Source organism: Streptomyces sp. NPDC092369 (assembly GCF_044755245.1).
Classification (GTDB): Bacteria; Actinomycetota; Actinomycetes; order Streptomycetales; family Streptomycetaceae; genus Streptomyces.
In genome coordinates, this window is sequence record NZ_JBIVQP010000001.1 from 335,696 (window position 1) to 360,578 (window position 24,883).

The 24,883-nt window shown below is 70.8% G+C and carries 27 protein-coding genes; 10 read left to right on the forward strand and 17 right to left on the reverse strand.

All coding sequences use genetic code 11. From position 1 onward, the window contains the following. Positions 1-20: 20 nt before the first annotated feature. A complete protein-coding gene (locus ACIQI8_RS01440) occupies positions 21-755 on the reverse strand; it encodes an SDR family oxidoreductase (protein ID WP_402343273.1) in 735 nt (244 codons plus the stop codon). A 99-nt stretch (positions 756-854) separates the two neighbouring features. Here ACIQI8_RS01440 and ACIQI8_RS01445 point away from each other — a divergent pair, with 99 nt between their 5' ends. Then, the gene (locus tag ACIQI8_RS01445) at positions 855-1,331 is read left to right on the forward strand and encodes an RrF2 family transcriptional regulator (RefSeq protein ID WP_402346618.1); all 477 of its coding nucleotides are present in this window, start codon (positions 855-857) and stop codon (positions 1,329-1,331) included. Between the two features lie 12 nt (positions 1,332-1,343). Here ACIQI8_RS01445 and ACIQI8_RS01450 read toward each other — a convergent pair whose 3' ends face one another. The 3 genes from ACIQI8_RS01450 to ACIQI8_RS01460 all read right to left on the reverse strand — a co-directional run bounded on the left by ACIQI8_RS01450 (position 1,344) and on the right by ACIQI8_RS01460 (position 4,525). After that, positions 1,344-1,952: a TetR/AcrR family transcriptional regulator gene (locus tag ACIQI8_RS01450; protein ID WP_402343276.1), complete on the reverse strand. Its 609-nt coding sequence runs from the start codon at positions 1,950-1,952 to the stop codon at positions 1,344-1,346. Between the two features lie 27 nt (positions 1,953-1,979). Then, positions 1,980-3,965: a discoidin domain-containing protein gene (locus ACIQI8_RS01455; protein WP_402346620.1), complete on the reverse strand. Its 1,986-nt coding sequence runs from the start codon at positions 3,963-3,965 to the stop codon at positions 1,980-1,982. Between the two features lie 251 nt (positions 3,966-4,216). Next, positions 4,217-4,525, reverse strand: coding sequence for a hypothetical protein (locus ACIQI8_RS01460; RefSeq protein WP_402343278.1), 309 nt, complete (start codon positions 4,523-4,525; stop codon positions 4,217-4,219). Between the two features lie 36 nt (positions 4,526-4,561). On the opposite strand from ACIQI8_RS01460, the gene ACIQI8_RS01465 reads away from it, so the two are divergent. Further along, positions 4,562-5,353, forward strand: coding sequence for an SAM-dependent methyltransferase (locus ACIQI8_RS01465; RefSeq protein WP_402343281.1), 792 nt, complete (start codon positions 4,562-4,564; stop codon positions 5,351-5,353). A 7-nt stretch (positions 5,354-5,360) separates the two neighbouring features. Here ACIQI8_RS01465 and ACIQI8_RS01470 read toward each other — a convergent pair whose 3' ends face one another. Further along, positions 5,361-5,642, reverse strand: coding sequence for a hypothetical protein (locus ACIQI8_RS01470; protein WP_402343284.1), 282 nt, complete (start codon positions 5,640-5,642; stop codon positions 5,361-5,363). A 252-nt stretch (positions 5,643-5,894) separates the two neighbouring features. On the opposite strand from ACIQI8_RS01470, the gene ACIQI8_RS01475 reads away from it, so the two are divergent. Beyond that, a complete protein-coding gene (locus tag ACIQI8_RS01475; RefSeq protein WP_402343287.1) occupies positions 5,895-6,671 on the forward strand; it encodes a polysaccharide lyase family 7 protein in 777 nt (258 codons plus the stop codon). A gap of 263 nt (positions 6,672-6,934) precedes the next feature. Here ACIQI8_RS01475 and ACIQI8_RS01480 read toward each other — a convergent pair whose 3' ends face one another. From ACIQI8_RS01480 to ACIQI8_RS01500, 5 genes are all read right to left on the reverse strand, one after another. Continuing rightward, a complete protein-coding gene (locus ACIQI8_RS01480; RefSeq protein WP_402346622.1) occupies positions 6,935-7,405 on the reverse strand; it encodes a hypothetical protein in 471 nt (156 codons plus the stop codon). A gap of 193 nt (positions 7,406-7,598) precedes the next feature. Beyond that, positions 7,599-8,807, reverse strand: coding sequence for a 4-hydroxybenzoate 3-monooxygenase (locus ACIQI8_RS01485; protein ID WP_402343290.1), 1,209 nt, complete (start codon positions 8,805-8,807; stop codon positions 7,599-7,601). Between the two features lie 92 nt (positions 8,808-8,899). After that, complete coding sequence (locus ACIQI8_RS01490; RefSeq protein ID WP_402346624.1) at positions 8,900-10,045, reverse strand: RNA polymerase sigma factor; 1,146 nt, start codon at positions 10,043-10,045, stop codon at positions 8,900-8,902. Further along, positions 10,042-10,461: a YciI family protein gene (locus ACIQI8_RS01495; protein ID WP_402343293.1), complete on the reverse strand. Its 420-nt coding sequence runs from the start codon at positions 10,459-10,461 to the stop codon at positions 10,042-10,044. The genes ACIQI8_RS01490 and ACIQI8_RS01495 overlap by 4 nt, the downstream gene beginning before the upstream one ends. Positions 10,462-10,543: 82 nt before the next feature. After that, positions 10,544-11,011, reverse strand: coding sequence for a GNAT family N-acetyltransferase (locus ACIQI8_RS01500; RefSeq protein WP_402343296.1), 468 nt, complete (start codon positions 11,009-11,011; stop codon positions 10,544-10,546). A 158-nt stretch (positions 11,012-11,169) separates the two neighbouring features. Between ACIQI8_RS01500 and ACIQI8_RS01505 the strand changes: the two genes are divergently transcribed. The 5 genes from ACIQI8_RS01505 to ACIQI8_RS01525 all read left to right on the forward strand — a co-directional run bounded on the left by ACIQI8_RS01505 (position 11,170) and on the right by ACIQI8_RS01525 (position 16,498). Further along, positions 11,170-12,261 carry a serine hydrolase domain-containing protein gene (locus tag ACIQI8_RS01505; protein WP_402343299.1) on the forward strand — a complete coding sequence of 364 codons (1,092 nt, stop codon included), beginning with the start codon at positions 11,170-11,172 and terminating at the stop codon, positions 12,259-12,261. Positions 12,262-12,341: 80 nt separating this feature from the next. Then, on the forward strand, positions 12,342-13,511 hold the full coding sequence (locus ACIQI8_RS01510; RefSeq protein WP_402343302.1) for a sensor histidine kinase: 1,170 nt from the start codon (positions 12,342-12,344) through the stop codon (positions 13,509-13,511). Next, positions 13,508-14,167 carry a response regulator gene (locus ACIQI8_RS01515; protein WP_402343305.1) on the forward strand — a complete coding sequence of 220 codons (660 nt, stop codon included), beginning with the start codon at positions 13,508-13,510 and terminating at the stop codon, positions 14,165-14,167. Before ACIQI8_RS01510 ends, ACIQI8_RS01515 begins: the two co-directional genes overlap by 4 nt. 114 nt (positions 14,168-14,281) lie before the next feature. Beyond that, positions 14,282-14,920 carry a GPP34 family phosphoprotein gene (locus tag ACIQI8_RS01520; protein WP_402343308.1) on the forward strand — a complete coding sequence of 213 codons (639 nt, stop codon included), beginning with the start codon at positions 14,282-14,284 and terminating at the stop codon, positions 14,918-14,920. Between the two features lie 18 nt (positions 14,921-14,938). Beyond that, the gene (locus ACIQI8_RS01525) at positions 14,939-16,498 is read left to right on the forward strand and encodes a carboxylesterase/lipase family protein (RefSeq protein WP_402343311.1); all 1,560 of its coding nucleotides are present in this window, start codon (positions 14,939-14,941) and stop codon (positions 16,496-16,498) included. Between the two features lie 57 nt (positions 16,499-16,555). Here the strand turns inward: ACIQI8_RS01525 and ACIQI8_RS01530 are convergent, their stop codons facing one another. Then, positions 16,556-17,302, reverse strand: coding sequence for a hypothetical protein (locus ACIQI8_RS01530; protein WP_402343314.1), 747 nt, complete (start codon positions 17,300-17,302; stop codon positions 16,556-16,558). Positions 17,303-17,649: 347 nt separating this feature from the next. Here ACIQI8_RS01530 and ACIQI8_RS01535 point away from each other — a divergent pair, with 347 nt between their 5' ends. Then, the gene (locus ACIQI8_RS01535) at positions 17,650-17,790 is read left to right on the forward strand and encodes a hypothetical protein (RefSeq protein WP_402343317.1); all 141 of its coding nucleotides are present in this window, start codon (positions 17,650-17,652) and stop codon (positions 17,788-17,790) included. Between the two features lie 68 nt (positions 17,791-17,858). On the opposite strand, the gene ACIQI8_RS01540 is transcribed toward ACIQI8_RS01535, so the two are convergent. The 6 genes from ACIQI8_RS01540 to ACIQI8_RS01565 form a co-directional block, all read right to left on the reverse strand. Next, positions 17,859-18,362, reverse strand: coding sequence for a peptidylprolyl isomerase (locus tag ACIQI8_RS01540; RefSeq protein WP_402343320.1), 504 nt, complete (start codon positions 18,360-18,362; stop codon positions 17,859-17,861). 49 nt (positions 18,363-18,411) lie between these two features. Beyond that, positions 18,412-19,041, reverse strand: coding sequence for an HD domain-containing protein (locus tag ACIQI8_RS01545; RefSeq protein ID WP_402343323.1), 630 nt, complete (start codon positions 19,039-19,041; stop codon positions 18,412-18,414). A gap of 45 nt (positions 19,042-19,086) precedes the next feature. Next, a complete protein-coding gene (locus tag ACIQI8_RS01550) occupies positions 19,087-19,755 on the reverse strand; it encodes a Type 1 glutamine amidotransferase-like domain-containing protein (RefSeq protein ID WP_402343326.1) in 669 nt (222 codons plus the stop codon). 59 nt (positions 19,756-19,814) lie between these two features. Then, positions 19,815-22,211 carry an ATP-binding cassette domain-containing protein gene (locus ACIQI8_RS01555; protein WP_402343330.1) on the reverse strand — a complete coding sequence of 799 codons (2,397 nt, stop codon included), beginning with the start codon at positions 22,209-22,211 and terminating at the stop codon, positions 19,815-19,817. A gap of 268 nt (positions 22,212-22,479) precedes the next feature. Next, positions 22,480-23,478 (reverse strand): type I glyceraldehyde-3-phosphate dehydrogenase, encoded by a 999-nt coding sequence (gene gap / locus ACIQI8_RS01560; protein ID WP_402343333.1) that lies wholly within the window; start codon positions 23,476-23,478, stop codon positions 22,480-22,482. Positions 23,479-23,613: 135 nt separating this feature from the next. Next, positions 23,614-24,570: a GlxA family transcriptional regulator gene (locus ACIQI8_RS01565; protein ID WP_402343336.1), complete on the reverse strand. Its 957-nt coding sequence runs from the start codon at positions 24,568-24,570 to the stop codon at positions 23,614-23,616. Between the two features lie 127 nt (positions 24,571-24,697). On the opposite strand from ACIQI8_RS01565, the gene ACIQI8_RS01570 reads away from it, so the two are divergent. Continuing rightward, positions 24,698-24,814 carry a putative leader peptide gene (locus ACIQI8_RS01570; RefSeq protein ID WP_402343339.1) on the forward strand — a complete coding sequence of 39 codons (117 nt, stop codon included), beginning with the start codon at positions 24,698-24,700 and terminating at the stop codon, positions 24,812-24,814. Positions 24,815-24,883 lie beyond the last annotated feature (69 nt).

Sequence of the window (24,883 nt, forward strand, 5' to 3'; positions counted from 1 at the left end):
CGCCCCCTGCGGTCGTCCGCTCAGGACGCCAGCCAGTCCCGGTAGTGGGTCGGGGCGATGCGGGCGTCGCTCGGCGCGGTCAGGACGTCACCCTTGATGACGCCGAACATGCCGGCGCTCTCGTCGACGACGACCTCGCGCGGGTCCCCCTTGGCCGCGAGGGTGATGCGGCCGACCTCGTCGAGGGTGAAGACATCGGGGCCTCCGACGTTCACGATGTCGCCCACGGGTGCTCCCGCGGCGACCTCGGCGACCGTGGCGGCGACGTCCGCGGCGGCGATGGGCTGGATGGGCGTGCTGGGCAGCCGGACGGTGTCGTCGTCCGAGGTCCAGGACATGACCGCGCCCATGAACTCCATGAACTGGGTGGCGCGGACGATGGAGTACGGCACGCGGCCGGCCCTGAGCAGGTCCTCCTGGAGGACCTTGGCGCGGTAGTAGTCCAGCTCGGGCACCTGGTCGACGCCCACGATGGACAGGATCACCGCGTGTCCGACGCCGGCCTTGCGGGCGGCCTCCAGCAGGTTGTCCATCGACGTCTGGAAGAACGCCGGCGAGGCCTCGTCGAAGGTCGGCGAGTTCGTCAGGTTGACGACGACGTCCGCACCGGCGAGCGCTTCGTCGACGCCCGCGCCCGTGATGACGTCCACACCCGTCGACAGGGCGTGCGGCGTCGCCTCGTGGCCCTGCTCGTTCAGCCGGCTGACCACCTGCGAGCCGATCAGGCCCGTACCACCGACAACCGCGATCTTCATGACCGCTCCCTTCTCCATACTCGGACATTTTCTATCCGGAACTATACTCGGACAATAAGTGTCCGAGTCAAGCAGGTGGGTAAGGTGATCAGCGTGAAAATGTCGGGTGGGGTCGAATGGGCGCTGCACTGCTGTGTCGTGCTGACATCGGTGCACGAGCCGGTGCCGGCCGCGCGCCTGGCCGAGCTGCACGACGTCTCCCCCACCTATCTCGCCAAGCAGCTCCAGGCCCTCTCCCGGGCCGGACTCGTCCACTCGACGCAGGGCAAGTCGGGGGGCTACGCACTCACCCGGTCCCCGGAACTGATCACGGTCCTCGACGTGGTCGACGCCGTGGACGGCCCGAGCCCCGCCTTCGTCTGCACGGAGATCCGCCGGCGCGGTCCGATGGCCACCCCGGCCGAGGCCTGCACCAAGCCCTGCCCGATCTCCCGTGCCATGGCCACCGCCGAAACCGCTCGCCGCGAGGCGCTCAGGGCGATCTCCATCGCCGACCTGGCGAACGACGTGGTGTCCGACTCCGGTGCGGGCGCTCTGAACGCCGTCGGTGCCTGGCTGCGCACGGCGGGCGCCTGACGACCCCGCGGGTCAGGGGCGGCGGGCCCCGTCCTGCACCAGGCCCGCAATGTGCGCGGTGACGGTGTCGAGGATGTCGGCCCAGGCCGACTCGTCGCCGAGCACAAGGTAGTTGAGGGTCAGGCCGTCGGTCATGGCGGCCAGATAGCGGGCCAACACCGAGACGGGTACGGCCAGTCGGAGGTCCATCTCGCCGCGCAACTGGTCGATGAGCTCGGCGTAGGCGGCGCCGTACAGCTCGTACTGCCTGCGGGCCAGATGCTCGAACCCCGGCTCGCGCAGGGCGTACTGGGTGAGTTCGTAGGTGAGCATGTGGGCGTCGGGGTGGGCGCGGACGTGGTCCCAGTACGCCTGGAAGCCTGCCCGGACGGTTTCCACGAGCGTGGCCCTGGGGCTCAGCGCCTGCTTCACCACCCGCACCGAGTCGTCGGTGAGGGTGGTGATGACGGACTCGACCAGGGCCTGCTTGGAGTCGAAGCAGTAGTGGAAGACGCTCAGGGACACGCCGGCCTCGGCGGCGATGGACCGGGTCGTCGTCTTCGCGACGCCGTCCCGGGCCATCGCCCTGATCGCCGCTGCCGTCAGCTGTCCGCGGCGCTCGGCCGACGGCATGCGTGCCATGTGTGTCCTCGGGTGGGGTGAGGTGACTCAGGCGCTGTGGACGCCCACTTCGTAGAGCGAGTATCCCCAGTCGGTGCCGCGGTCGAGGCCGTGCACCCGCACGTAGCGGGCCGGGGTACCGGTGAAGCGGGCGGTGTCCAGGCCGCCGTCTCCCGAGGTGGTGGACCAGGCGGTCCGCCAGGTGGTGCCGTCCGTGGAGAGTTCGACGGCGTACGACTTCCCGTACGCGCGCTCCCAGTCGAGAGTGACCCGGCTGACCAGGTGGGTGGAGCCCAGGTCGACCTGCCACCACTGGTCGTCGCTCCAGTCACTGGCCCAGCGCGAGTTACCGTCCCCGTCGACGGCACGGCCGGGCTGGTAGCTGGTGAAGGGGTTGGACTCGGACGAACTGGCCGTCGCGGACGCCCCCTTGGCGAGATTGACCGAGGCCTGGTGCCGCTCGGTCGCGCCCCAGGTGCCGAGGTAGGTCTCGGCGCCGCGGAACAGGTCGTTCACCACGTCCTGGCCGCCGACGAGCCGGATGTCCTCGACCCAGTCGGGGACCAGTCCGACATGGGCGGCGCCGTCGGTGTTGAGGTCGAAGGTGCGTGAACCGGTGGTCTGCTTGTCGATGACGGAGCCACCGTCGACGCTCTTGAAGGGGTACGTGACCTTGTTCGTGGCGTCGGCGCCGCGCGGGGCGGGGTGGTCGCCGATGCCGTTGAAGTCGGTGCCGAAGCCGTAGCCCACGTCGTACTTGTCGCGCAGCGCGTCGGTCCGCTCGGCCTCCGCGGCGAACCCCTCGGAGCCGTGCATGTACTGGGCCACGAAACCGCCGAGCGAGTAGACGCGCTCGGTCCAGTTGAGGTCCATCCAGCTGTGCGAGGAGATGACACCGGGGTAGGAGGCGGCCTCGAAGATGTCCAGCGCCTGGCCGACGGCCTTGACGCTCATGTGGTCGATCTCCAGCATCATCTTGCGTTTCATCATGCCGCTCACCGCGTACTCGCCGAGTTCGGTGAGCCCCCGGGTGTTGCACTGGGCGTTCTCGGCGTACGAGGGGACGGCCACGCCCGCCGGCAGGTCCTCCTCGGCCGCGGAGGCGGCGGTGCCGATGGGGTTGTCGTGCTGCGGGCCCTTGCACGTCTCGGTCTGCCAGAAGGTGCCGGTCGACAGGAACTGCCCCACGTTGATGGCCGTTCCGAGGCCGCCCTCGTCGAAGCGGACGCCGCACAGGGCGTTGTCGAACTTGTGGCACAGGAACATCGAGCGCACACCGAGCGCGTACAGCTCGTCGAGGCCCTTGTCGATGTCGGCCTTGCTGCACTGCCCGATGTCGAGGATCTGCTTGCAGCCGAACGGCTCGGAGGTCTCGACGCCCAGGATCACCGCCAACTTGCCCTGCTCGATGACCTGTCGGGCCTGCGCGCTGTCGGTGACGATGCGGAACCAGCCCTTGCCGGTGCCGCCGTACTGCGCGTCGATGTAGGCCTGGAGCTGGTACGTCAGCTTCGCCTGCAGCCGGATCGAGGTCATCTCGTCACAACTGCGGTCCTTGAAAGGGTAGATCGAGCAGATCATGCCGTTGGTGACGAGGTCGTTGACCAGCACCCGCTGCCCGCCGCGCCAGGCCCGCTCGACCCAGGCGTAGTAGTTGGCCTGATGGGTCATCGAGTCGTACGCGGGCCAGTCCTTGAACGTGGGCCAGCCGACCGGGTCGTGCTTGCCGTCGCCGCCGTGGGTGATGTAGTCGAAGATCGCGAGTGTGCCGTCGGGGTAGTGCTCGGGACAGTCCTTGAGCGCGTCGGCGACTCCGGCCTCGGAGAACACCTTGCCGCAGATCAGTCGCCCGCCGAAGGCCTCGTTGCCGAACAGGTGGTTGTGCGCGTCGACGAACCCCTGTACCTCACCCGCGGAGTTGGTGCCGGTGAAGGGTTCGCCGGTGACGTTGATCTGGGCGTCCGGGGTGGGCCGTGAGGTGGGGATCCACCAGTCGTTGCCGGCCGCCGAACTCGGTGTGGGACCAAGGGCCATGGCCAGGAGGAGAAGCAGCAGCGACAGCACGGTGACGTGCTTGCGTCTGCGGTACGAACGAGCGATCAGCGGCACGGCCACGTCCCTGGGTCGGCGGGATGGCGCGGTTGACCAACCCATGGGGTTGTCATGACCTGCGCAAGATATGGCTTGAGGATCGGGGCGGGCGCCCTCCGAGTCAAGAGTCCGGGACGCTTGACCTGATGGCTGTGCGGCGTCTGTCGACGGGTCCAAGGTCCTTGCCGGGACGCTCAGTTGCCTCCATCGGCGTCGGAACCCGGCGCAGCGGCGTCCTCGGGCTCGGCGGATTCGGCTGCCGCCGCCGGGCGCGGCCGACCGGTGATCGCACGGAGCAGAGCGCACGCACCGCGGTAGACACCTAAGAGCACCAGCCCCACGACGCAGAGGACGAGCAGGCCGATGACCAGGAAGACGACCGCCAGGACGAGCATCTCGTCGGAGTTCGACATCGCCTCGTTCACCGCCTCGCCCTCCCCTGCGCGCAGACGGAGTCTCCCCAGGAACTGCCCTACCGAGTCGCGCAGTAGAGTGATCGTCATCGAACCTGCCCCGCCCCCCGGCGCGATGGAGCCCCCATGACGACCGACCCCCAGCCGCCCCTGTCGATCGACACCAGCAAGGCGCATCCCGCGCGGGTCTACGACTGGTTGCTGGGCGGCAAGGACAACTACCCGGTGGACGAGGCCGTGGGCGAGAAGCTGCCGCCCGAGGCGAAGGACGCGGCGCGGCAGAACCGGCAGTTCATGCACCGCGCGGCGGCCTGGCTGGCCGGCCAGGGCATCGACCAGTTCCTGGACATCGGTACGGGCATCCCCACCGAGCCCAATCTCCATCAGGTCGTCCAGGAGATCGTGCCGACGGCGAAGGTCGTCTACGCCGACAACGACCCGATCGTCCTGCGGCACGCCGAGGCCCTGCTGGTCAGCCGTGTCGAGGGCGCCACCGACTACATCGAGGCCGATGTGCGCCGGCCGGAGCTCATCGTCGAACACGCCCGCCACGTGCTGGACTTCGAGCGCCCCATCGCCCTGTCGCTGATCGCGCTGATGCACTTCGTTCCCGACGAGCAGGACGCCCACGGCCTGGTCCGCAACCTGGTCGCCACGCTGCCCGTGGGCAGTTACCTGGTGCTGTCGCACGCCGCGTCCGACCTGTATCCGGAACTCGCCGCCCAGGTCACCGCCGAGTACGCCAAGGGCGGCATCAAGCTCGGCTTCCGCACTCGCCCTGAGGTCGCGCGCTTCTTCGACGGCCTCGACCTCGTTCCCCCGGGGCTGGTGACGGCGACGGAGTGGGATCCGTCGGGGTCCACGTCCGAGCCGGAAGGCAGCGGGATCTACGCCGGCGTGGCGCAGGTCGTCGCCTGAGCCGGGCTCAACCGACGGCGAGCACGACCACGCCCACGGCGGCGAAGCCGGCGCCGCCCACCACCCACGTGAACGCGAGGAGCCTGAGGACCTGCTCCTCGCGTTCGCGCGTCCACGCCTCTGAACCCCGGCGCGCCCCCGGCCGGCGACGACGCTCCTCCGCGGCCCGTCCGCGCGCCCACGCCGAGCCACGCGCGGACAGCAGGAAGGCACCCAGGGACGCGAACGTCAGGCCGAGGACGAGCATGAACACGGGCAGGAAGGCCGCCGACGCGGCGAAGCCGATCACCTGACGACGGTGGGGTCGTGGCGCGTCGCGGTCAACGGCCGCCGAGACCCCGCTCCGCCCTCGGCCGTGCGGCCGACCGCGCCGCGTACCGGAGTTGAGACGCCAACTCCGTTTCACCTCTTGACGCGTATGGTTCAGACCTTTAACTTCTCCTGCATGCACGTGGTTCACGAATGAACTTCTTGTTCATATACATGAAACACGGCATCGCTCGGCTCGCCTTCTTCCCCCACGTCGTCGAAAGGCACGCCCATGATCCGTTCCAAAGTCCGGGCAGGCATGACCCTCTCGGCCGTCATCGGCACCCTCGTGGTGCTGAGTACCGGCAGCGCCGGTGCCGCCGACCCCACCAAAGCGCCCGGCGGCAACTTCGACCTCGGGATATGGCAGCTCCAGGAGCCCGTCGGCTCGCCGGGCTCGCCGACCACCATCTCCTCGGCCCGGCTCCAGGGCGCGAACGGGTTCCAGGACTCGTACTTCTACACCGACACGCGTGACGGAGCGATGACCTTCTGGGCGCCCGAGAAGGGCGTCACGACCCCCAACTCCAACTACGCGCGCTCCGAGTTGCGGGAGATGAACCGCAGCGGCAGCGCCGCCAACTGGTCGCTGAGCGGAAGCCACAAGCTGAGCGCGACCCTGCGCGTGGTGTCGGTGACGTCCAACGTGTGCGTCGGCCAGATCCACCTCGGCACCGGCGGCACCTCCACCAAGCCGCTCATGGAGCTCTACTACCGCTCCAACGGCGACATCCTCATCGGCACGGAGAACTCCCCCGCCGGCGGCCAGACCCTGCACTCCATCACCAATGTCGGCATCGGCAAGACCTGGACGTACACCATCGCCGTCTCCGGCGGGAACACCATCGACCTCACGGTCAACGGCTCCACCACGCACTACTCGATCCCCTCGTCCTTCTTCCCCTACAAGCAGTACTTCAAGGCCGGGTCCTACAACCAGTCGTCCTCCGACAGCACCACCAAGGGCGCGCGCGTCGCCTTCTACGGGCTGACCGTCTCCCACAGCTGACACTTCCGCCGAAGTGTCACCAAGCGATGGCCACGGGGTTACCGTTTGCCTCAACTCAGCTTCACGCAGCACCAGTTGGCGTCGCCTGGCGCTACGGTTCGGCCAGCGGTCCCCAGGGGAGGGATCGCTGGCCGAATGCGTTGGGGGTAGGCGGCGTGAGAGGACATGGGTTAGCCCGGGCATCACCCGCCTGTTCGCCTACGCGGTTCGCCACACGCCACGACGACATCCGCAAAGGCGTGTGAGAACGCCGGACCGGCGGGTCAGCAGCGGATCTTCGGGGTGTTGAGGGTGTACTTCACTCCGCCCCGGGTCAGCGAACCGCTCAGGCGGATGCACTCGTTGGTGGCGTCGAACCATGTGTAGACCGGGCCGGCGTAGTAGTGGTAGTTCGCCGGGTGCTCGGGGGGCGGGTCGGCGGCGTAGTCGCCGCCGTCGCCGAAGAGGTAGAGCGTGATGTTCGAGGCCAGGCCGTCATAGGGGCTGGACCAGAACTTGGCGCAGTTGTGCTTGGTCGAGGCGTTCCAGTACGTGCGGGCGTAGCCGCCACCGTTGCTTCCCGAGGGGCTCTTGGCCCAGTACGTCTTGCCGTCCCAGCTGCCGCTGCACTCGTCGGCCGCGGGAGCGGCGGCCACCTGTCCCGGTGCCGCCTGTGCGGTGGGAGCGGCGACCAGGCCGAGCATCAACGCCATGACACCGAGACCGAGCAGCTGTGTTCTGCGCAACCGCTTCATCCGTGAGTCCCCCATGAGATGTGGTCAAGCAGGGTGGAGATGGGGTTAAGCAGGGTCATGACATGTGTAGTCGGAATGCTCCGTCCGCGGTGGGGCCGGCCTCCGGCTTTCACGAAATCTCCGCCGGATCGGCATCTATTACGAAACAGGCATTCGACTACGGAACATACGGGCGCCGTTCGCCGTCAGGCGCTCAGTCCATCCCCGTCATGAGTTCCGCGAAGGAGCGGGCGGCGACGGAAGAGGTGAACAGCCGGTCCAGCCGGGCCCGGGCGAGGTTCCGCTCGAAGGGCCCGGAGTGCGTGTCGTCGCCGGCATCGTGGACGGTCCGGGTCAGCCAGTGGGAGAACTCCTGGTCGTTCCAGACCCGCCGCAGACAGCGCTCCGAGTACGTACGCAGGGCGCTCTCGTCGCCGTCACGGACGAAGTCCGCCACCGCTCGCGCGAAGACGTCGGCGTCGTAGAGCGCGAGGTTCATCCCCTTGCCGCCCATCGGGGAGACGATGTGCGCCGCGTCGCCGACGAGGAAGAGGCGGCCGTACTGCATGGGGTCGTGGACCAGGCTGCGGAGCCGGAAGATCTCGCGGTCGGTGATCGGTCCGGAGCCGAGGCCGGGGTCGCCGAGCCGAGTGCGCAGGGCGTCCCAGACCCGCTCGTCGGACCAGGCCGCGGGGTCGTCGTCGGGCGGGCACTGGAGGTAGTAGCGGCTGGTGAACGGGCCGCGGGGGAAGTGCGCGGCGAAGCCCTGCGCGCTGACGGCCAGCAGCGGATACCTCGGTGGCGGCGCGTCGGCGAGAACCGTGAGCCAGCCGATGCCGTGGTCGAGGGCGTGCGCGGTGAGGACGCCGTCGGGAACGGCGGTACGGCTGATGCCGTGGTCCCCGTCGCAACCGGCGACGAAGTCGCAGGTGATGGTCCGACGGCCGCCGTCCGCCGTGCGGTACCGGACCGTCGGGCGCTCGCCGGTCAGACCGTGCAGGGAGATGTCGGCGGCCTCGAAGCGCAGGTCGCCGCCGTCGGCGAGGTAGGTGTCGGTGAGCTTCTGGACCAGGACCTGCTGGGGGCAGATGCGGGCGCCGAGACCTTCGGACCCGTCGCTGTCGGACACCAGGTGGCTCTCGCCGTCCACCCGGAACTCCAGGATGCCTTCGGACGGAACACCGCCGAGGACCCGGTCGGCCAGCCCCCAGGCGTCGAACATCCGCACCGCGCGCGTCTCGACGATGCCCGCGCGTTGGCGCTGCGCCACATGATCGCGGGTCTGGCGTTCCAGGACGACACAGTCGATCCCACTGCGTCGCAACAGGTTGCCGACGGTCAGCCCGGCCGGCCCCGCGCCGATCACCACGACGGTCGTGGACTGCGCCGGCTCCTCGCCCAACTCCCCTGCGATGTCGGCCACTTGACCACCCCCTCCGTGGCAGCGTAGCGGCATCCGCGCGGATCAGGGTGAAGGCCCACTTGCGCGGGCGGCGGCGAGGCCGGGGCGGGCTCTCAGCGGCCGCGTCGGGTGTTGAGCCGGGCGGCCTGGCGCGTGAGGTGGGCGCGTTCGGCGAGGTTGGGCGCCTTGTGGGCCGCCTCGGTGTACAGCCGTGCCGCCAACTCCAGGTCGCCGTCGCGCTCGTGGAGGTGCGCGGCCACCGCGGTGTGGCGGGGCAGTGAGTCGTCCAGTGCCGCGAGGGCGGCGAGGCCGGCGCGCGGTCCGTCGGCCTCGCCGACGGCGACCGCGCGGTTGAGCAGGACGACCGGATTGTCGGTCAGGCCCGCGAGTTCGTCGTACCACTCGACGATCTGCACCCAGTCGGTCTCCTCGGCGGTGGGCGCGTCGGCGTGCAGGGCGGCGATGGCCGCCTGGGCCTGGAACTCCCCCAACCGGTCGCGGGCGAGGGCCCGTTGGAGGATGTCGACCCCCTCGGCGATCACTATCGTGTCCCACTGGCCGCGGTCCTGTTCGGCGAGCGGCACGAGGCTGCCGTCGGGTGCGGTCCGGGCGGCGCGCCTGGCGTGGTGGAGCAGCATGAGGGCGAGCAGCCCCGCCACCTCGGGATGGTCGATCACGGCGGCGAGTTGCCGGGTGAGACGGATGGCCTCGGCGGCAAGGTCGACGTCGCCGGAGTAGCCCTCGTTGAAGACCAGGTAGAGGACGCGCAGCACGGTGGCGACATCGCCGGGCTGGTCGAAGCGCACGCCGGAGACGGTGCGCTTGGCCCGGCTGATGCGCTGGGCCATCGTCGCCTCCGGCACCAGGTAGGCCTGGGCGATCTGCCGGGTGGTGAGCCCGCCGACGGCGCGCAACGTGAGCGCGACCGCCGACGACGGGGTCAGCGAGGGGTGGGCGCACAGGAAGTAGAGCTGGAGCGTGTCGTCGGTGGCCGGTGCGGGTCCGGGCGCCGGTTCCTCCTCCACGAGGTCCTCGCGCCGGCGGCGGGCGGTGTCCGACCGGGTCGCGTCGAGGAACTTGCGCCAGGCGACGGTGACCAGCCAGCCCTTCGGATCGCGCGGCGCGTCGGCGGGCCACACGCGGACCGCCTCGATGAGCGCGTCCTGCACCGCGTCCTCGGCCGCCGCGAAGTCGGCCCCACGGCGGACGAGGACACCGAGCACGCTCGGCGTGAGATTCCGCAGCAGTGCCTCGTTCACTTCCAAGGGCATTCGACGGTCGTGGGCTGCGCGCTGTAGAACGGCCGCAGTTCCAGCCACTCGTGGATCGGCCTGCCACCGGCCCCGGGGGCGGCCGACAGCTCCCCCGCCAGCTCGACGGCACGCTCGTAGCTGTCCACGTCGATGATCATCCAGCCGGCGATCAGGTCCTTGGTCTCCGCGAACGGCCCGTCGGTGACCGGCGGCCGCCCTTCACCGCCGTACTGGACGAACGTCCCCTCGGGCGAGAGCGCCTGGCTGTCCACGAGCTCGCCGCTCTTCTCCAGCCGGGCCGCGAAGTCGCTCATGTACTGCACGTGCGCCGAGATCTCCTCCGGCGTCCACTGGTCCATGGGCACGTCGTTGACCGGTGCCGGGGCGCCTCGGTAGTGCTTCAGCAGCAGGTACTTGGCCATCGTCGCTCTCCTCGGTACTGGTACGCCCCTATTGTGGTCGCGTTCACTGCGGGGACGGAGCCGGGCCCGGGTTCTCGACCGGTCATGGCCGCACGGTGGCGACTCGACGCCCCGGCACCGGGCGCACCATGAACACGTCCACCGGGTCCTCGGTCTCGACGGTGAACCCGTGACGCTCGTACAGCCGGCGTGCGGGACTGCCTTGCAGGACGTTCAGTCGGACGAGGACACCGTCGCGGTCGCATCGCTCCAGCAGCTCGCCCAGCACTCCCGAACCGATGCCGCTGCCCTGGAGCCGCGGGGCCAGGTAGAAGTGCTCCAGCCAGTGGGCGTCCTCGGCCGGGCGCAGGGCCACGCAGCCGGCGAAGGCGCCGGCCACCTCGATCGTCCAGGTGTGGGCCGGGTCGAAGGCGTCCCGGAACCGCTGCCGCACGCGATGCTCGTCGTACCGCCCCAGTCGCTCCAGGTCCGGCCGCATCACGACCGCACGCAACTCGGCCACCGTCTCGACGTCCGACTCCCGCGCCGGTCGCATGCTCCAGTCCGCCATGATCAGCACGCTACCCGTCCGGTTCCCGGCCCGACCACCGGGATGACGGCCCTACGGCGCCACGGCGGCCGATTTGGCATGGTGGGCCGCGGGACACCGCACCGGACGCAGGCGCGGTGCGGTCCCTCCGCCCGACCGGGGAAGTGACGAGGACGGCGATGAGCGAGCTGCGGGAACGGATCCAGCGTCATATCGATGCGCTGGTCGATGCCGACGCGGAGGCCGGCGTGCAGGTCGCCGTCTACCAGGACGGCGAGTTGCTCGTCGACGCGGTGGCCGGCACGGCCGACCCGGCCACCGGGCGACCGCTCACCTCCGGCACGCCGGTCTTCAGCTTCTCCACGGTCAAGAACGTCGCGGCCACACTCGCGCACCTGCTCGTGGCGCGCGGACATCTGGACTACGACAGCCCGGTCACGGACCTCTGGCCCGAGTTCGGCGCGCACGGCAAGGACACGGCGACGCTTCGGCACGTGCTGACCCACACGGTCGGTCTGCCGGCCATGCCACGGGAGATCACCCCGGCCGAGCTTCCCGACCGGTCCCGGGTGTGCGAGGCGCTGGCCGCCGCCGAACCGCGTCGGCGGCCGGGCGAGGCCATGGCCTATCACTCGTACACCTTCGGCTTTCTCGTCGGTGAGCTGGCCCGCCGCGCGACCGGGCGGACCATGCGCGAGCTGCTGCGTGAGTGGATCACCGCGCCACTCGGTATCGAGGGGCAGATCTACTTCGCGGTTCCGAAGGAGGCACTGCCGGGGTTGGCGCGCCTGGAGCAGGAGGCGCATCAGTGGCCTGCTGACCCGGGCGCCGGTGATGCGATCCTCGCGCCGTGGGAAAGCCGGCCGAGTGCCGATTTCGGCAACAAGGACGAGATCCTGGGCGCCGACATCCCGTCGGTGGGTACCGCCACCGCGCACGGCCTTGCCGCGCTGTTCAACGCGCTGCTGCAGGGCGGGCTCGTGGACTCCGCCCGGTTGGCGGACCTGTCCGCGCTCGCCTTCGAGGGCACGGATCAGGTCTTCGGCACACCGGTGCGGATGGCGCTGGGGTTCCCGATCGGCAGAATCGGCGCCCCCGTCGAGGAGAACTCGATGGCCTTCGGATGGCCTGGCGGAGGCGGCAGCTACGCCTACGCCGACCCCGCGCGGGGCGTCGCCTTCGCGCTGACGAAGACCCGCCTCGTCCCGAACTTCGACACCGCGCTGTCGGTCACCTCGATCCTGGCCGACCATCTGGCCGGGAGCCGCTGAGCACTGCCTCCGGACTCGCCGGGCCGTCATCCGGACCTCGGTCTCCTGAACCGTCCGCCCGGCGCGGCTAGGCTCGTGACGTGGATCGCAGCGGTGAACGGCCCGACGAAGCGTTCGCGGGAGAGGCACGGGGCGAGCTGTCGCCGCGGGCGGCCCGGGCACTGTGGTGGGGGTCGTCCGGTCTGGTGCTCGCCGTCCTGGGGGCCTCGGTAGTGGTCGCCGGCGCGGAGCACGGCCGACGGCTGCCCGTGGCGGTGGCCCTGGTCCTCGCCCAGGTCTGCACCCTGCGGTGGCAGGCTCGCGCCCCGGTCACCGTACTGGCCGCGCACGCGCTGACGGGCCTCGCGGTGTGGGCGCTGCTGCCCGCGGTGACCTTGACCGGGGCGCTGCTCGCGGCGCAGGTCACGTTGTGCGTGCTGTCGGCCACCAGGTCGCGGAAGGTGTCGGTACGGGCGCTCGTGGCGATGTGTCTGCCGGCACCCCTGGCGTTCGGCGCAGGCGGCGGCGCGGGGCTGACGGTCTATCTGCTGGCGGTGGCCCTGGCGTGGACCGCGGGACAGTGGCGCAGGGCCCAACAGGCAAGGATCAAGGCGGAGATGCGGCGGGCGGTGGCGGAGGAACGTGCGCGGATCGCGCGTGAGGTGCACGACGTCGTCGCGCACACCCTGTCCGTGATGGTCATTCAGGCGGGCGCCGCCGACGACGTGTTCACTCAGCGGCCCGATCAGGCCCGGCAGGCCCTGCGGGCCATCGACACGGGCGCCCGCTCCGCACTCGGCGAACTGCGCCTGCTCCTAAGCGCGTTCGGGCCCGACGGAGAGCATGAAGTGGCACCGGAGCGGCGGGAGCCGGGGCCCTCGCTGGCGCGGCTGGACGAGTTGGCCGACACGGTCCGCGCGACGGGGATGACCGTGCACGTACGGTGCGAGGGCACCACCGAAGGACTGCCGGCCGCGGTCGACCTCGCGGCGTACCGGATCGTCCAGGAGGCCCTCACCAACACGCTGCGCCACGCGGCCGACGCGGACGAGGTGAAGGTGCGTGTGACGGCGGAGCGGGAGTGCGTGAAGGTCACGGTGGTGGACAACGGGCGTACGCCGCAGGGGAGTTCGGATGCGGTGGGAGCGGGACGAGGCCTGGCGGGGATGAGGGAGCGCGCACGGCTGGTGGGTGGCAGTCTGCGTGCCGGTTCGCTGCCCGGGGGCGGCTTCGAGGTGGCGGCGCGGCTGCCGGTGGAGGGCGTGCTGTGACGCTGCGTGTGGTGGTGGCCGACGACCAGGTCCTGGTGCGTACCGGATTCCGCATGATCATCGACGCGCGGGAGGACCTCGAGGTGGTCGGCGAGGCCTCCGACGGCCGGGAGGCGGTGCGGCTGACGCGGGAACTGGCGCCCGACGTGGTGCTGATGGACGTACGCATGCCCGTACTGGACGGCATCGAGGCGACCCGGCAGATCGCCGAGTCGGGCAGCGGGGCCAAGGTGCTCGTGCTGACCACCTGGGACGTGGACGCGCATGTGGTCGCGGCGCTGCGGGCCGGGGCGAGCGGCTTTCTGCTCAAGGACATGCGTCCCGCCGAACTCGCCGACGCCATCCGGGTCACCGCACGCGGTGACGCGCTGCTGGCGCCGACCGTACTGGGCCGCGTCCTCGACCGGTTCCTGAGCACCGCACCCGACCAGGCGCCGCCACCCTCCCTGCGGGACCTCTCCGGGCGCGAGAGAGAGGTGCTCACTCTGATCGGGCAGGCGTTGTCGAACGCGGAGATCGCCGAGCGGCTGCGCCTGTCGGAGGCCACCGTGAAGAACCATGTCACCGCGGTGCTGCGCAAGCTGGGCCTGCGCGACCGCGTCCAGGCGGTGGTCGCCGCCTACGACCACGGCCTCGTGCGGGCCCGCCGACCCTGACAGCGCCGTCTCCTCCGGAAGGAGGAGGCCGGGTCGCCCTCCTCCTGTGCTCCCGGTGCCGGGCCGTTCCTCCGGCCGATCCGCGACCGGGGCATACGGCCATAGCGTCGAAGTGTGATCGACGACCTGCCCTCCCTCATGTACCTGCTCGCCCACGACGGGGCGGCGGAAGGCCCCTACGACCGCTCCCGCACGGAGCTCCTGCTGCGTGCCGCCGCTCTGGTCGACCTCGCCTCACGCGGTCGGCTGCGGGAGGCGGGCGGCACGGTCACCGTGTCCGGCACGGAACCGATCGGCGACTCCGTCCTGGACGACGTGGTGCGCGACGCCGCCGGCGGGCACGGCTGGCGGCACCTCGTGCGCCGCCACCGCAAGCGGACGCTGACGCAGGTGGAGGACCGCCTCGCGGCGGCGGGACTCCTCACCGTGCGGACGCCTCGCACACCCTTCGGGAGCCGGCGGACGACCGTGACGGACCAGGCCGTTCCCGCCGCGCTCCGGGCCCGCGTGTCCACGGCGCTGCATGGGGACGGTCCCGTGCGGGAGATCCCCGCCGCCGACGCGGCGCTGCTGGCGCTGGCCGCGGCGGGCCGCATCCGCTCCGTCGTGTCGCGGCAGGACCAGAAGACCTTCCGGGCCCGTATCGACGCCTGCACGGGGCGGCTCGCCGCGCTCGGGCCAGGCCTGGAGAAGACCGTACGCACTCTGCCGACGACCATGATCGCCGCGCAGGGCGGCATGGGCGGCAGCTGACCCGACGAGGAGACGACGATGAGCATGCACCGCGTCCTGACCACCCTGGGCTGCGCCCTGACCGCCGTGCTCGCGACGGCCTCGTCGGCGGCGCCGGCGCCCCGGCCGGCCTTGCCCGCCACCACGACGGTACGCGTCCACGACGGCGTGGTGCGGGGTGCCGCCCACGACGGCTACCGCACCTTCGAGGGCATCCCCTATGCCACGCCCCCGGTCGGCAGGTTGCGCTGGGCGCCGCCCCACCGCGTGACCCCCTGGTCCGGGGTCCGGGACGCGACCGAGCCCGCGAGCGCCTGCCCGCAGCCGGCCGGCGAGGTACCCGGCGGCAGCACCGACGAGGACTGCCTCCACCTGAACGTCACCACACCCGACGGCGCGGACCCGGCACGACCCCGGCCGGTGATCGTATGGCTGCACGGCGGCGGCTTCACCACCGGAGCGGGCAGCTCCTACGATGCCCACCGCATGGCGACTCGCGGTGACGTCGTGGTCGTCACCGTCAACTACCGCCTCGGCGCCCTCGGTTTCCTCGCGCACGCCGGTCTGCCCGGCTCGGGCACGTTCGGCCTGGCCGACCAACAGGCCGCGCTGCGCTGGGTGCGGGCCGAGATCGGGGCGTTCGGCGGCGACGCGCACAACGTGACCCTGGCCGGCGAATCGGCGGGCGGCTACAGCGTCTGCGCCCAGCTCGCCTCACCGTCCGCCGCGGGGCTCTTCGACCGGGCGATCATCGAGAGCGGCCCGTGCACGGCGAGCCCCGACCGCCCGTTCGCGCCGTCGTCGGTACCCCTGTCCACGGCGCGCGCCACGGGCGCGGATCTCGCGGCGAAGGTCGGCTGCGGCTCGGCGCGTGACGTCCCGTCCTGCCTACGACGAGTGCCCGTCGACCGCCTGCTCGCGGCCCAGGACACCGACCAACAGCCCGCGTACACCACCCCGTTGCTGCCCACGGATCCCGGGGCGGCGATCACGGCCGGCCGTTTCCATCACGTCCCCGTACTCGTCGGCAGCAACCACGACGAGGGCAACGGCTGGGCCGCCGGCATCATCCGGGCCGGCAACCCCGTCACCCCCGACACCTGGCCGGACGTCGTGTCCGCGTTCTTCCCCTCCCCGGGGCAGGCGAAGGAGATCGTCCGCGAGTACCCGGTGCACCGCACCGACGGGGGCCCGGTCTTCGGCGCGGTCATCGGCGACGCGAACTTCGCTTGCCCGACGGCACGAACGGACGCCCTGCTCGCCACCCAAGTACCCACCTGGCGCTACGAGTTCGCCGACGAGCACGCCCCACCGCTCACCTCGGGCACACCCCCGTTCCCCCTCGGCGCACCGCACGCGAGCGAACTGCCCTACCTCTTCGACCTGGGCGGCCGCCCTCGCGAACTCACGGCCGCGCAGCACCGGTTGGCGGACACGATGATCGACTACTGGGCCCACTTCGCCGCCACGGCCGACCCGAACGGAACGACGTCTCCGCGCTGGCCCGGACGCGCGGTGCTGTCCCTGGCACCGGACCACATCGTTCCCACCGGCACGACGGGGGGCCGGCATCACTGCGGGTTCTGGGACGCGCTCTGATGGGCACACTCCTGCGAGCCGGCGCGTACAGGACGAGTCCGAGCTGCGGGACCGGACTCAGGCGGTGCCCAACTTGGACGCTTCCTCGGGGTGTTGCCGCAGCCAGGCCTGGGCGTCGGAGTTCTCATCGAGCCAGCGGCGACAGACGGCCCACTCCACGTGTTCGCTGCCCGCGTCGCTCAGGACGACGTCGGCAACCAGTTGCGCGCAGCTTGCCCCGGCACCGTGTGCACTGCACGCCTTCTTGGCGTTCGTGTGAGGAGCGATGGAAAGGACACGGGACGCCATGGTCCGCCCCTCCTCGTCATACGTGCGGTCGAACCACTCGATGAACTGGTGCACTGTGCCGATCTTGGCCACCCGGTCGTGCAGGGCTTTCTGGTCATGTCCGGTCAGGAACCAGCCGAGCGTGACCGGCGCCCCGCAGCCGCAGCCGCAGGACCGGGCCGCGTGAGGGGAGTCGAAGTAGGTCACCGGATTGCGGGCCGCGGCCACCGGCTGAGGCTTGCCCACATAAGCCTCATGGACGGGGTGACCCGCCTCCAGAAAGCGGCCTTCGATGACACGGCGGCCGCCGGCGACCGACAGCAGGCCGTCGATCTCGATGGCCTGGCGCACGATGCCCTGCGCCGACAGCAGTGCGTACTGCTCACGGTCGGCGCGCTCACCGAGCACCCAGCATCCGCGATTGGCACGGAACAGGGCCGCGTCGTCCATGTTCGAGTCCCAGCCCACGTGGTCCCGTCCCAGCTGGTCCTGCTCCGGGTTGACGTAGCGCATCGAACCGAGCGTGATGTGAATCAAGACCGCCTCCAATAGCCTTGTGGCCAGAGCCCCTTGCTCTGCGGCTATCCGAATCGTGGCCTGCGACCTCGATACCTTCAATCCCTAGGACCCATGACGTATCGGGTAGTTGGGGTACCGCGCAGGCGAGGACCGCCGCATGGAAACCCACGGCCGACGGCCGCTGAACCCTCGGCAGGGTGGATACGGAGCGCAATGAGGCGGTCGTTCGCGAATTCGACGAGCTCGGCAACGATGGCGGGGATCTCGCTCGTCCGGACGCGCTGTGCACTCGCGGAGGGCGATCTGGTCGTGCAGTTCGGGGTGCGAGAGCACGAATGGCTCGGGGTGAGTTCCGCGGATTCGATGTGCCGAGCGGTAGCTTCCGGCGGGATGTCGCCTTCGCCTACGGGCTGGTCGACGGGCGGATCGCCGAACGCTGGCCGGTGCGCGACGACTTGGCGATGCTGCGGCAGCTCGGCGCGCTGAAGCCGAATTCGCCGCGATGAGTACCGGTCGACGAGTGGTGGTGTCGTCACCGGCCGTCGCGGGCCGGTGACGACAAGGTGATCCGGTGTTACGCGTCGACGGTGCCGGACGCGGCGACCACGATCTTGGCCGCCGTCGAGCCCGAGCGGGAGCCCAGGGACTCGATCTTCTTCACCAGGTCCGAGCCCTCGACGACCTCGCCGAAGACGACGTGCTTGCCGTCCAGCCAGGGCGTGGCGACGGTGGTGACGAAGAACTGCGAGCCGTTGGTGCCGGGGCCCGCGTTCGCCATCGAGAGCAGGAACGGACGGTCGTGGCGGAGCTTGAAGTTCTCGTCGGCGAACTCGCCGCCCCAGATGCTCTTGCCACCGGTGCCGTTGCCGTTGGTGAAGTCGCCGCCCTGCAGCATGAAGTCGGGGATGACCCGGTGGAAGGGCGAGCCCGCGTAGCCGTAACCGTGCTGGCCGGTGGCGAGCTCGCGGAAGTTCTGGGCGGTCTTCGGGACTACGTCGTCGAAGAGCCGGAACACGATGCGGCCCGCGGCCTCGCCGTTGATGGTGATGTCGAAGTAGACGTTACTCATGCGGCCCATCCTTTCATCCCCCGGTCACACCGGCAGCGCCGCCCACGCCCACCAGCCGCTACTCCCCCGCGGGCGACCCCGCGACCGGCTCCTCCAGCGGGTTGGCCAGGGTCCGCTCCGCCCAGTCCCCCGCGATCAGCTCCGCCACCGCGCACCCCGGCTTCCGCCCGGCCTGGTCCCGGAAGAGACGGACGAAGGACGCCGCGAACCCGAGTCGGGGGTACGCCGTGACGAGCGCCTCGCGGAAGTGCGGCTCGAACGCCTCCAGCCCCGTCCCCGAGACGTCGGCGCTCGTGCCCACCTGGAGCAGACGGCTCTCCAGGTCCTCCTCGGGATCCACGTCGTCCCGCATGTGCAGCACGATCAGCTCGGCCGCCCGGTCCCGCCGCTCGACCGGCCAGCCCAGACCGGCCGTGAAGACCCGCGCCAGGTGACCGCCGGCGTCCTCGAAGGGGAGCGTGTGGCTGTCGAAGGGCGCGGTGAGCGCCAGGTCGTGCAGCATCGCCGAGACGAACAGCAGCTCTCGGTCGAAGTCGAGGCCGCGCTCCTGTGCCCAGGCGGCTCCGAAGAAGTACGAGCGGAGGGAGTGGTGGTGGAGCTGCTGGTCCGCGTACTCGGCGCACACCCCGAGCGCCGCCTCCGCCGCCCGTCCGGATGGGGCTCGCACCCCCGCGACCTCGATCACCATCGTCCGCCTCTCATGGATGTTCTCGCCCCGCCAGGTCGCCGCACGTCAGGGATGGAACCGCCACCGGCCCTCGGACACGACGTCCACCTCATCGTCCCTGACCCGAAGCGCCGTGTCGTCGTCGATGAAGTAGATCGGGAAGTCTGCCCGTTCCACGATCCGGTCGGCCCAGGCGTCGTCCCGCTCCGGGAAGTCCGGCGAGTCCAGATGGGGCTTCAGGTACCAGTCGAAGCGACCGAAGGGCGGCTCCACGGTCTTCGTGCCGAGCGCGTGCAGGTCGGCGGTGTCCCCGATGACGTCGGCGGAGTGCTCGGTGAGGTTCCGGCTGAAGATCATCGATCCGGCGCTCAGTCCGACGTAGACCCGGCTCTCCAGCGCCTCCAGGAAGCCGTCGGTCAGGCCGTTGAGGGTGATGCTGCGGGCGAGGTGGTAGTGGTTGCCGCCGCCGGCGTAGATGACGTCGGCGTGCAGCAGCCGGTCGAGGACCATGCGGCGGGGCAGGCCGTTCAGCTCCAGGATGTCGAACTCCCGCCAGCCCAGGGCCTGTACGCGCGTCATGTCCGCGAGCAGCCAGCCGTGGTCGCCGGATTCGGCGACGGACGCGGTCGGGAGGTAGACGACGTTCGCCGATCCGAACGGCTTGCCCAGCTGGTCCCGCAGCGCCTCCCGCAGGGTCTCGTTGCGCAGCCCGCCCGATGTCAGCAGAAGGTTCATCGGGCGAGCCAATCACGCGGGGATCAGTCGATCAAGACAGGGCCTGCGGGACGGCGGGGTCAGGCGCCGACGTACGCCGCCAGGTGTTCGGCGGTGAGGGTGGAGCGGGCCGCGACCAGGTCGGCGGGGGTGCCCTCGAAGACGATCCGGCCGCCGTCGTGGCCGGCGCCGGGGCCGAGGTCGATGATCCAGTCGGCGTGGGCCATGACCGCCTGGTGGTGCTCGACGACGATGACCGACTTGCCGGAGTCGACCAACCGGTCCAGCAGGGCGAGGAGTTGCTCGACGTCGGCCAGGTGCAGGCCGGTGGTCGGCTCGTCGAGGACGTAGATCCCGCCCTTGTCGGCCATGTGCGTGGCCAGCTTCAGCCGCTGGCGCTCGCCGCCGGAGAGGGTGGTGAGCGGCTGGCCGAGGGTGAGGTAGCCGAGGCCGACGTCGGCGAGGCGGCCGAGGATGGTGTGCGCGGCCGGGGTGCGCGCCTCGCCGGTGCCGAAGAACTCCTCGGCCTCGGTCACCGACATCGCGAGGACCTCGCTGATGTCCCGGCCGCCGAACCGGTACTCGAGGACCGAGGCGTCGAACCGCTTGCCGCCGCAGTCCTCGCAGGTGGAGGCGACGCCCGCCATCATCGCCAGGTCGGTGTAGATGACACCGGCGCCGTTGCAGGTGGGGCAGGCGCCCTCCGAGTTGGCGCTGAACAGTGCGGGCTTGACGCCGTTGGCCTTCGCGAACGCCTTGCGGATCGGCTCAAGGAGTCCGGTGTACGTCGCCGGGTTGCTGCGCCGGGAGCCGCGGATCGGGGTCTGGTCGACCGACACGACGTTCTCGCCGGCCGGGATCGACCCGTGCACGAGCGAGCTCTTGCCGGAGCCGGCGACGCCGGTGAGGACGGTCAGCACGCCGAGCGGGATGTCGACGTCGACGTCCTGGAGGTTGTGAGTGCTCGCGCCGCGGATCTCCAGCGCGCCGGTGGGCTTGCGCGTCTCCTCCTTGAGGGAGGAGCGGTCGTCGAAGTGGCGGCCGGTGATGGTGCCGCCGGTGCGCAGGCCCTCGACGGTGCCTTCGAAGCAGACGGTGCCGCCCGCCGCGCCGGCGCCGGGGCCCAGGTCGACGACGTGGTCGGCGATCGCGATGGTCTCCGGCTTGTGCTCCACGACGAGGACCGTGTTGCCCTTGTCCCGCAGGCGCAGCAGCAGGTCGTTCATGCGCTGGATGTCGTGCGGGTGCAGGCCGATGGTGGGTTCGTCGAAGACGTACGTGACGTCGGTGAGCGAGGAGCCGAGGTGGCGGATCATCTTGACGCGCTGTGCCTCGCCGCCCGAGAGGGTGCCGGAGGGCCGGTCGAGCGCGAGGTAGCCGAGGCCGATCTCGACGAACGAGTCGAGGGTCTGCTGGAGCGCGGTGAGCAGCGGGGCCACCGACGGCTCGTCGATGCCGCGAACCCATTCGGCGAGGTCGCGGATCTCCATCGCGCAGGCGTCGGCGATGCTGATCCCCGCGTACTTCGAGCCGCGGGCTCCCTCGCTGAGGCGGGTGCCGTCGCACTCGGGACAGGTGGTGAAGGTGACCGCCCGCTCCACGAACGCGCGGATGTGCGGCTGCATCGCCTCCTTGTCCTTGGACAGGAACGACTTCTGGATCTTGGGGATCAGGCCCTCGTAGGTGAGGTTGACGCCGTTGACCTTGACCTTGACCGGCTCGCCGTAGAGGAAGGCCTGCAGCTCCTTCTTGGTGTACTGGCGGATCGGCTTGTCCGGGTCGACGAAGCCGGACTGGGCGTAGACCTGCACGGTCCACTGGCTGTCCGACTTCCAGCCGGGGATGGTGAACGCGCCCTCCGCGAGGGACTTGGAGTCGTCGTAGAGCTGGGTGAGGTCGATGTCGGAGACGGAGCCGCGGCCCTCGCAGCGCGTGCACATGCCGCCGGTGCGGTTGAAGGTGGCCTTCACCGTCTTGGTCTTCTCCGCGCCGCGTTCGACGGTGATCCCGCCACTGGCGCGGACCGAGGCGGTGTTGAAGGAGTACGCGCTGGGCGGGCCGATGTGGGGCTCGCCGAGCCGGCTGAAGAGGATGCGCAGCATCGCGTTGGCGTCGGTGGCGGTGCCGACCGTGGAGCGCGGGTCGGAGCCCATGCGCTGCTGGTCGACGATGATCGCGGTGGTGAGGCCTTCGAGGACGTCGACCTCGGGCCTGGCCAGGGTCGGCATGAAGCCCTGCACGAAGGCGCTGTAGGTCTCGTTGATCAGCCGCTGGGACTCGGCGGCGATCGTGTCGAACACCAGGGAGCTCTTGCCCGAGCCGGAGATGCCGGTGAACACCGTCAGGCGGCGCTTCGGGATCTCGATGCTGACGTCCTTGAGGTTGTTCTCGCGGGCGCCGTGCACACGGATCAGCTCGTGGCTGTCGGCGGCGTGCGACTCAGGTGACGTGGTGTCCGTCCTCGTGACCTTGCTCATCCTGTCTCCTCCGTCGGGCGGCCTGCGGGGCGGGGGCTGCCTGGGCGGCCGCCGCCCGGCGCGGTCGCCGTCACGGTAACCGCTGATCGGCCGCGCGGGGTCAGGTCCGTGTGAGCCACGCTAACCGCGCCCTGGTGAGCGGCGCTTCTCCGATCCTGACCGGTCCGGGGAGCGGGCCGGACGGGCCGCAACGGCCGACGGACGGCCGCTCGGGCCGTCCATCGGAGGGTGCGCGGCCTTCGTCGCCGCGCGCGGAATACGTCAACTGTCAGCCGGCGGCGAGCAGTTCCAGGGTGTCGATCACGCGGTTGGAGAAGCCCCACTCGTTGTCGTACCAGGCGACCACCTTGATGTGGCGGCCCTCGACGCGGGTGAGGGCCGAGTCGAAGATCGACGAGGCCGGGTTGCCCGTGATGTCGGACGACACGAGCGCGTCCTCCGAGTACTCCAGGACCCCGGCCAGCGGGCCCTCCGCGGCGGTGCGGTACGCGGCCAGCACGTCCTCGCGCGTCACGGCACGGGAAACGGTCGTGTTGAGCTCGACGATCGAGCCCACCGGGACCGGCACGCGGATCGAGTCGCCCGACAGCTTGCCGTCCAGGTTCGGCAGCACGTGGCCGATCGCCTTGGCGGCGCCCGTCGTGGTCGGCACGATGTTCACAGCGGCGGCGCGGGCACGGCGCGGGTCGCGGTGCGGGCCGTCCTGGAGGTTCTGCTCCTGCGTGTAAGCGTGCACGGTCGTCATGAAGCCGTGCTCGATGCCCGCCAACTCGTCCAGCACCGCGGCCAGCGGGGCGAGGGCGTTGGTCGTGCAGGAGGCGTTCGAGACGATCGTGTGCAGGGCGGGGTCGTAGGCATCGTTGTTCACGCCGAACGCCAGGGTGACGTCGGCACCGTCCGAGGGCGCGCTGACGAGGACCTTCCGCGCGCCCGCGTCGAGGTGGGCGCGGGCGGCCTTCGCGGAGGTGAAGCGGCCGGTCGACTCCAGTACGACGTCCACGCCGAGGTCGGCCCAGGGCAGCTGCGCCGGCTCGCGCTCGGCGAGCACCTTGATCCGGCGGCCGTCGACCACGAGGGTGTCCCCGTCGACGGTCACCGGGCGGCCGAGGCGGCCGGACGTGGAGTCGAAGGCGAGCAGCTTGGCGAGGGCCGCGGGCTCGGTGAGGTCGTTCACGGCGACGATCTCGAGCTCGCTGTCGCGTTCGAGCAGTGCGCGCAGCACATTGCGTCCGATGCGGCCGAATCCATTGATGGCGATACGTGTCATGAGGAGTGTCCCTTCAGCTCAATTCACCCCCAGGTTCGCGCGCGCGGTGCGGGGCCGACAGCGGCGCGATCGCCATGGTTCGAAAGGATCCCGCCACGGTCGGCGAACGCCGGGCGCGCACCGGCCGCCTCTCCGCTATTCGCCCCGTGCGAAGGTCCGCCGGTACTCGCTCGGCGTGGTCCCGAGGATGCGCTGGAAGTGCAGTCGCAGATTCGCGCCGGTGCCGAGGCCGACGTCCGCGGCGATCTGCTCGACGCTCCGCTGCGAGCGCTCCAGGAGTTCACGCGCCCGGTCGATGCGGGCCCGCATGACCCACTGCATCGGCGTGTAGCCGGTGTCCTCGGCGAAGCGCCGGGAGAACGTGCGCTCGGACACGCCCGCGTGCCCGGCCAGCGACTCCAGCGTGAGCGGGTCGTCGAGCCGGTGCAGGGCCCACTCCCGGGTGGCGGCGAACCGCTCGCCCAGCGGCTCGGGCACGCTGCGCGGCACGTACTGCGCCTGGCCGCCGCTGCGGTAGGGGGCCGCGACCAGGCGCCGGGCCGCGTGGTTGGAGGCGGCCACGCCCAGGTCGCCGCGCAGGATGTGCAGGCACAGGTCGATGCCGGAGGCGGCGCCGGCCGAGGTCAGGACAGTGCCCTCGTCGACGAACAGGACGTTCTCGTCGACCCGGATCTCCGGGTGTTTCGCGGCGAGCGCCCGCGTGTAGTGCCAGTGGGTCGTGGCGCGCTTGCCATCGAGCAGCCCGGTGGCGGCGAGCGCGAAGGCGCCGGTCGAGATGGCGGCGAGCCGCGCGCCCCGGTCGTGGGCGGCGATCAGCGCCTCGACGACGGGCCGGGGCGGGTCGTCGCGGTCCGGGAAACGGTAGCCGGGGATGAAGACGATGCCGGCCCACTCCAGCGCTTCCAGACCGTGGGCGACGTGGTACGACAGTCCGTCACCGCCGGTCACCAGTCCCGGCGCGGCCCCGCACAGCCGTACCTCGTACGGCATGCTCCCCCGGGTCGAGAACACCTGCGCGGGAATCCCGACGTCCAGGGGCTTCGCGCCCTCCAGTACGAGCACGGCGACACGGCGCAGGTGAGAGACGGACACGGCGACCAGGTTACGCAGGGCCCGCCGACCGGGCCCGGTGAGTGGGAGGCGGGCGGGACGCCCTTGACACTCGCACGGGCGGACGACGTACGTTGAACTCGCAAGTTCCTGACGGGTGGAGGCTCCGATGCACGTACCTGGCGCGACCGCGCGCGGTGCCGGCATCGAGACGCGGCTGACCACCCGGCGGCATGTCGACTACTGCCGCACCGCCTCCGCGGTCTGTCCTTCCGTACACGTCTGACCCTGCCGGCGTGTCCCGCCGGCCGTCTCCTCGTGGCCCTGTCGCCGCGTGTTCCCGTGTTCTCGGAAG

What these genes read in the sequence shown, in the direction of transcription:
- ACIQI8_RS01440 (WP_402343273.1), bottom strand. Translation starts at nt 755, where the DNA reads ATGAAGATCGCGGTTGTCGGTGGTACGGGCCTGATCGGCTCGCAGGTG.
- ACIQI8_RS01445 (WP_402346618.1), top strand. Translation starts at nt 855, where the DNA reads ATGTCGGGTGGGGTCGAATGGGCGCTGCACTGCTGTGTCGTGCTGACA.
- ACIQI8_RS01450 (WP_402343276.1), bottom strand. Translation starts at nt 1,952, where the DNA reads ATGGCACGCATGCCGTCGGCCGAGCGCCGCGGACAGCTGACGGCAGCG.
- ACIQI8_RS01455 (WP_402346620.1), bottom strand. Translation starts at nt 3,965, where the DNA reads ATGGCCCTTGGTCCCACACCGAGTTCGGCGGCCGGCAACGACTGGTGG.
- ACIQI8_RS01460 (WP_402343278.1), bottom strand. Translation starts at nt 4,525, where the DNA reads ATGACGATCACTCTACTGCGCGACTCGGTAGGGCAGTTCCTGGGGAGA.
- ACIQI8_RS01465 (WP_402343281.1), top strand. Translation starts at nt 4,562, where the DNA reads ATGACGACCGACCCCCAGCCGCCCCTGTCGATCGACACCAGCAAGGCG.
- ACIQI8_RS01475 (WP_402343287.1), top strand. Translation starts at nt 5,895, where the DNA reads ATGATCCGTTCCAAAGTCCGGGCAGGCATGACCCTCTCGGCCGTCATC.
- ACIQI8_RS01480 (WP_402346622.1), bottom strand. Translation starts at nt 7,405, where the DNA reads ATGAAGCGGTTGCGCAGAACACAGCTGCTCGGTCTCGGTGTCATGGCG.
- ACIQI8_RS01495 (WP_402343293.1), bottom strand. Translation starts at nt 10,461, where the DNA reads ATGGCCAAGTACCTGCTGCTGAAGCACTACCGAGGCGCCCCGGCACCG.
- ACIQI8_RS01500 (WP_402343296.1), bottom strand. Translation starts at nt 11,011, where the DNA reads ATGGCGGACTGGAGCATGCGACCGGCGCGGGAGTCGGACGTCGAGACG.
- ACIQI8_RS01505 (WP_402343299.1), top strand. Translation starts at nt 11,170, where the DNA reads ATGAGCGAGCTGCGGGAACGGATCCAGCGTCATATCGATGCGCTGGTC.
- ACIQI8_RS01525 (WP_402343311.1), top strand. Translation starts at nt 14,939, where the DNA reads ATGAGCATGCACCGCGTCCTGACCACCCTGGGCTGCGCCCTGACCGCC.
- ACIQI8_RS01540 (WP_402343320.1), bottom strand. Translation starts at nt 18,362, where the DNA reads ATGGGCCGCATGAGTAACGTCTACTTCGACATCACCATCAACGGCGAG.
- ACIQI8_RS01545 (WP_402343323.1), bottom strand. Translation starts at nt 19,041, where the DNA reads ATGGTGATCGAGGTCGCGGGGGTGCGAGCCCCATCCGGACGGGCGGCG.
- ACIQI8_RS01550 (WP_402343326.1), bottom strand. Translation starts at nt 19,755, where the DNA reads ATGAACCTTCTGCTGACATCGGGCGGGCTGCGCAACGAGACCCTGCGG.
- ACIQI8_RS01555 (WP_402343330.1), bottom strand. Translation starts at nt 22,211, where the DNA reads ATGAGCAAGGTCACGAGGACGGACACCACGTCACCTGAGTCGCACGCC.
- gap (WP_402343333.1), bottom strand. Translation starts at nt 23,478, where the DNA reads ATGACACGTATCGCCATCAATGGATTCGGCCGCATCGGACGCAATGTG.
- ACIQI8_RS01570 (WP_402343339.1), top strand. Translation starts at nt 24,698, where the DNA reads ATGCACGTACCTGGCGCGACCGCGCGCGGTGCCGGCATCGAGACGCGG.